At 66.0% G+C, this 5,099-nt stretch carries 6 protein-coding genes and 1 pseudogene; 2 read left to right on the top strand and 5 right to left on the bottom strand.

Annotated elements, in window-relative coordinates; translation table 11 throughout:
* The 3 genes from gp17 to AC1VAN_RS16755 form a co-directional block, all read right to left on the bottom strand.
* The coding region (gene gp17, locus AC1VAN_RS16765) for a tail completion protein gp17 (protein ID WP_480986244.1) at positions 1–222 on the bottom strand (222 nt) is incomplete at its 3' end.
* A 14-nt stretch (positions 223–236) separates the two neighbouring features.
* Positions 237–587 carry a head-tail adaptor protein gene (locus tag AC1VAN_RS16760; protein ID WP_480986243.1) on the bottom strand — a complete coding sequence of 117 codons (351 nt, stop codon included), beginning with the start codon at positions 585–587 and terminating at the stop codon, positions 237–239.
* Positions 584–1,096, bottom strand: a complete 513-nt coding sequence (locus AC1VAN_RS16755; protein WP_032978182.1) for a head-tail connector protein — start codon at positions 1,094–1,096, stop codon at positions 584–586. Before AC1VAN_RS16755 ends, AC1VAN_RS16760 begins: the two co-directional genes overlap by 4 nt.
* Positions 1,097–1,477: 381 nt before the next feature.
* Here AC1VAN_RS16755 and AC1VAN_RS16750 point away from each other — a divergent pair.
* Both AC1VAN_RS16750 and AC1VAN_RS16745 read left to right on the top strand, forming a co-directional pair.
* Positions 1,478–2,279, top strand: a pseudogene (locus AC1VAN_RS16750) (cation diffusion facilitator family transporter).
* Positions 2,280–2,390: 111 nt separating this feature from the next.
* Complete coding sequence (locus tag AC1VAN_RS16745) at positions 2,391–2,816, top strand: organic hydroperoxide resistance protein (RefSeq protein WP_442251476.1); 426 nt, start codon at positions 2,391–2,393, stop codon at positions 2,814–2,816.
* A gap of 148 nt (positions 2,817–2,964) precedes the next feature.
* On the opposite strand, the gene mmsB is transcribed toward AC1VAN_RS16745, so the two are convergent.
* Entirely contained in the window at positions 2,965–3,855 is an 891-nt protein-coding gene (gene mmsB / locus AC1VAN_RS16740; RefSeq protein WP_099844659.1) for a 3-hydroxyisobutyrate dehydrogenase, read from the bottom strand.
* Complete coding sequence (locus AC1VAN_RS16735; RefSeq protein ID WP_442251477.1) at positions 3,852–5,027, bottom strand: enoyl-CoA hydratase/isomerase family protein; 1,176 nt, start codon at positions 5,025–5,027, stop codon at positions 3,852–3,854. Before AC1VAN_RS16735 ends, mmsB begins: the two co-directional genes overlap by 4 nt.
* Between the last annotated feature and the right edge of the window lie 72 nt (positions 5,028–5,099).

Genomic DNA, 5,099 nt, shown 5'->3' with positions numbered 1-5,099 from the left:
GATCAGGGTGTTGGCCTGGGCACGAGTGTCTGCCCAGACGGTCAGCTGCACGCGAGCGTGCTTCTGGTCGGGGATGGACCCTTCGTTGAACCACAGCGCCTGCCCACCCACCTGCTGGTAGACCGCGCAGGGATAGGTGACTCGGTCCGGTGGAACATCCGGGTACAGGCGCCCCTGCAGCAATCCGCCAAGCAGTTGCTGCAACTTCGGTTCGTAACTCATCGCAGTGTCCTCGCTCAGGCGGTTGCAGCCAGCTGTTCGGTGAACAGCAYGGCGGTGTGTCGCGTGCCAAGGTCGGGCACCACACCGGTAATATCGAACGTGTGGCCGTCGTGCACGATGCGCATTCCGATGCCAATGCCGGCTCGCTGCGCCGGCGCCAGGCGCACCTGGAAGCGCTGGCGGCGGATCGCTGCGGACAGCCCGCTGTCCAGCTTCACCCGCTGCACCGTGTCAGCACGTTCAAGAGGAATTGCCGCCCACAGATCGGCAACGCTCACCCACGCATCCAGAGGTTGGCCCCAGGCATCGACGCGCCCATCCTGGCGCTCGATGCGGATGCGACGGTTGAAGTGACCGGCGTTCATGGGGTCGCTGCCAGTCGGTAGGGATCGAGCAGTGCGGCGACGCCAAACGGCAGCTCCATCGCGATGGCGGCAGCACCGACCGGTACATCCAAGGCGTGCGTGGAAACCACCACCGCTTCCCGATGCGCATACAGATGGCCCAATAGCAGGCGCACCGCAGCGCGGATGCTGTCGTTGGCCGGCAGGCCCTGCAGCAGCTGCGCGCTGCGTTCAGTGGCCACGGCCAGGCGACGATCAGCGACGTCACGCATGGCCTTGGCCTTGGCCGCGTTGGTCTCGGCATTGGCGGCGGCGACCGCGGCTTCATGCCCGGTCACCGCCGCCGCCATGTCCTGCGGCAACTGGTCCAGCGCCAGATCCAGTGCCGCCTGGTCGGCAAACAGCGCCCGCCGCAGGTAGGCCGACGCCGCGTCGGTCGCCGCGGCCAGCAGGTCGTCCAGAATGGCGTCGTCGTAGTCGCCGTCGATACGGCAGTGCATGCGGCACTGCTCAAGTGTCAGCAGGGGCATCGAATCCTCCTTCGTTGATGGATGTTGGATGCCCCGACCCTGCGCACGCGGCTACGCCGCACGCTGTCATCAAGGACGGTGCGAAAAGGGCAGGGTCGGGGCGGAAACAGAAACGGCCCACCAGGACTGGCAGGGCCGCAAATACGATGACAAGGTGCCGACGGGCGGCATAAACGCAAAAAGCCCCCGGCGGTCGCCAGAGGCTTGTATGTCATCGTGGTTGAAAAGATACGCCTGAGGTGTGCACCCGTCAATCCGTAAACCGTCACCAGTCTGGTGACTTTTCCGGGCCCTGCGCCGGTGCAGTCACAGAGGCGAGCGGTGGTCTGGATAGAATGGTGCGGCACCGCTTCCGCGGCGCTTTCCCAGCCGGATTTCTGCATGTCTTCCCGTTCCGAACGTTTCCTCGATCCACGCTCCGAGCAGGGTGTGCTGCGGCTGTCCATCGCCGCCTCGCTGCTGCTGGCCGCCGCCGCAGTGGTATTCGGCCTGCTGGCCAATTCGTCGCTGATCATCTTCGATGGCATCTACGGCCTGATCGACGTGGTGATGACGTGGCTGTCGCTGCTGGTCGCGCGGCTGATCGCGCTGTCCACCCAGACCGACGCAGTGCAGTCGCGTTTGAACCAGCGCTTCACCATGGGCTTCTGGCATCTGGAACCGATCGTGCTGGGAGTCAGTGGCACGCTGATGATCGGTGCGGCGTTGTACGCACTGGTCAATGCGGTCGATGCGCTGATGTCGGGTGGGCGACAGATCGCGCTTGGCCCCGCAATCATCTTCGCGGCACTGTCGATCGTGGCTGAAAGCGCGCTGGCCTGGTTCGTGCTGCGTGCGAACCAGCGCATCGGTTCGGAGTTCATCGCACTGGATGCGAAGAACTGGGTGATCGCCGCGAGCATGTCGGCCTGCTATCTGCTGGCCTTCCTCGGTGGCGTGCTGGTGCGTGGCACGTCGCTGGCGTGGGTCGGGCCGTACATCGATCCGGCCATCCAGTTACGTGGCGCAGGTGGGCCGTGGCGAGCAGATCGAGCTGTTCTTCGTGGTGCGTGAGGACGATCCGCCGCGGCCCCTGCTGGAGTGGGATCACCTGCGTGACGAGATCGGCGATGCGCTGGGCGAATCGTCGCCGGACCGCTGGCTGACCATCATGTTCACCACCGACCGGGAATGGACGATCTAGGCCGGCAGGACGTTCAATCAAATTTTTCGGATTTATTGCAACCAAAGGTGTGCAGAATCCGGGCAAAGTAAGCTCCAACGCACTACCCACCCACTGACCAGGAGCATCCCGATGTCCATCGAAAAGGTTCTGTACACCGCCCAGGCCACCTCCACCGGCGGCCGTGAAGGCCGTTCCGTCTCGTCCGACAACGTGCTGGACATCCAGCTGTCGACCCCGCGCGAGCTGGGCGGCGCTGGCGGCCCGGGCACCAACCCGGAACAGCTGTTTGCTGCCGGCTATTCGGCCTGCTTCCTGGGCGCACTGAAGTTCGTCGCCAGCCAGGCCAAGGTCGCGCTGCCGGCCGACACCACCGTGACCGGCAAGGTCGGCATCGGCCAGATCCCGACCGGTTTCGGCATCGAAGCCGAGCTGACCATCAATGTGCCGGGCGTGCCGCGCGAGCAGGTGGAAGAGCTGGTGCAGAAGGCACACATCGTCTGCCCGTACTCCAACGCGACCCGCGGCAACATCGACGTGGCGCTGATCGTTGCCTGATGCGGTGATGCCGGCCAGCGGCCGGCAGTACCAAGCGGCTGGGCAAAAAAATGGGCGGATACCGGTCGAAACCGGGCATCCGCCCATCCCAGCTTCGTTGTCCCGCAAGGGGGCATGAGGTTGCCGGCCAGCGGCCGGCACTACCAGGTCACTTCTCGCTCGTAATGAGCTGCACGACGCTGGAGAAATCCAGCTTGCCGCGGCCGGCCTGGTGGTTCATCGAGTACAGGTTGCGGGCCACTTCGCCCAGCGGGATCGAGGCGCCGACGCTCATCGCCGCCTCCACCGCCAGGCCCATGTCCTTCAGCATCAGATCGCTGCCGAAGCCGCCGCTGTAACCGCGCGACGCCGGCGCGTTTTCCAGCACACCCGGCCACGGGTTGCACACTTCGGTCGCCCAGCTGCGGCCGGTGCTGACCGCCATCATCTGCGACAGCACCTTCGGGTCCAGCCCGTGTGCCACGCCCAGGGCGATGGCTTCGCCGGTGACGGCCATGATCACGCCCAGCGCCATGTTGTTGCACAGCTTGGCGACCTGGCCGGCGCCACTGGCGCCCACATGGAAGATGTTCCTGCCCATCGCCTGCAGCACCGGGCGGGCGCGTTCAAGCGCGTCCTCTTCGCCACCGACGATGAAGGTCAGCGTGCCGGCCTGTGCGCCGGCAGTGCCACCGGACACCGGCGCGTCGATCATCTGCAGGCCACGTGCGGCGGCCGCTTCGGATACCTTGCGCGCGCTGGCCGGGGCAATCGTGCTGCAGTCGATGACCAGCGCACCGGCGGGAATCGCGGCAAGGATGCCGTCATCACCCAGGTACACGCCTTCAACATGGCGGCTGGCCGGCAGCATCGAGATCACCACCTCGGCCTCGGCCAGGGTCTCGCGTGCCGATGCCGCTGCGCTGGCACCCGCGTCGACCGCCGCCTGCACCGCGGCAGGCACCAGATCGAACACACGTACGGTGTGGCCGTTCTTGACCAGATTGGCGGCCATCGGGCCACCCATGTTGCCCAACCCAATGAATGCAACGCGGCTCATGCAAGGCTCCTTTCAGCGACAGGGGTGCCCAGGTCGGCCAGCGGATGCGCGGCATCGGCCCAGGGAGAAGCGAAGAACGTATCGGCCCATGCGCGGTCGGCATCGGCCAGCGTGGCCGGGTTCCACGAGGGATTGCGGTCCTTGTCGATCAGCAGCGCGCGGATGCCTTCAGCAAAATCACCATGCGCGGCGCAATGCAGGGCGGTGATGTATTCCAGCCGGTACACGCTGGCCAGATCCTGGCCGGCGCTGCGGCGCTGCAGTTCGAAGGCCAACCGTGCCGAACCCGGCGCACCGGCGGCAAGGGTCTTCTGTGCGGCCTGCAGCCACGCGTCATCGGTCTGCAGGGTGCTGATGCGTTCGACGACGGCGGCCAGGTCATCGCCTGCGCACAGCGCATCGACCTGCGTAGCGTTGGCCAGCAGCGGGCCGGTAGCCGCATCGCTGGCAAACGACAGCAGCAGCTGTGACAGGCGCTCGTGGTTGCGTGCGGCATCGGTCGACCACGCGACCTGCAGCAGCGCGTCGAACACCGCACTGCGGCGTTCCTCGGCCACATGCACGTCGGCCAGGCCGGCATAGATCGCATCGCCCGGGTTGAGCAGCGCACCGGTCAGGGCAAGGAACAGGCCACCGTTGCCCGGCACGCGCGGCAGCAGCCAGCTGCCACCCACGTCAGGGAACAGGCCCACGGTGATTTCCGGGAAGGCCAGCTTGGAACGCTCGCTGACAACGCGATGGCTGGCGCCGGACATCAGGCCGATGCCCCCGCCCATCACGATGCCGTGACCCCAGCACAGGATCGGCTTGGCGTAGGTATGGATCAGGTAGTCGACGCGGTACTCGACGTCGAAGAACTCGGCGGCGTAGTCGTTCCCGCGGATATCGTTCTGGCCGGCGTCGCGGTAGGCACGCATGCTCTGGTACAGGCTGTGCAGGTCACCGCCGGCGCAGAACGCCTTCTCACCGGCGCCCTGCAGCACCACCATGGCGATGGCATCGTTGTCGGCCCAGGCATTCAACTGCTGCAACAACAGGTGCGCCATCGGCAGCGAGAAACCATTGAGCGTGCGCGGTGCGTTCAGCGTGGCGATGCCGATGCGCGTGCCGTTGCCGGCCACGCGCTCTTCGAACAGCACCGGTGCTTGCTCGGCAACGGTGTCGGTGGTCATGCGTTCTTCCACTGCGCGGCGCGCTTTTCAAGGAAGGCACTCACGCCCTCGACCTGGTCAGCGGTGTCGAAC

This window comes from Stenotrophomonas sp. 05L44_2 (assembly GCF_056665995.1).
Note: the sequence above shows the minus strand (reverse complement) of the source record. Positions and strands in the feature narration are given on the sequence as shown.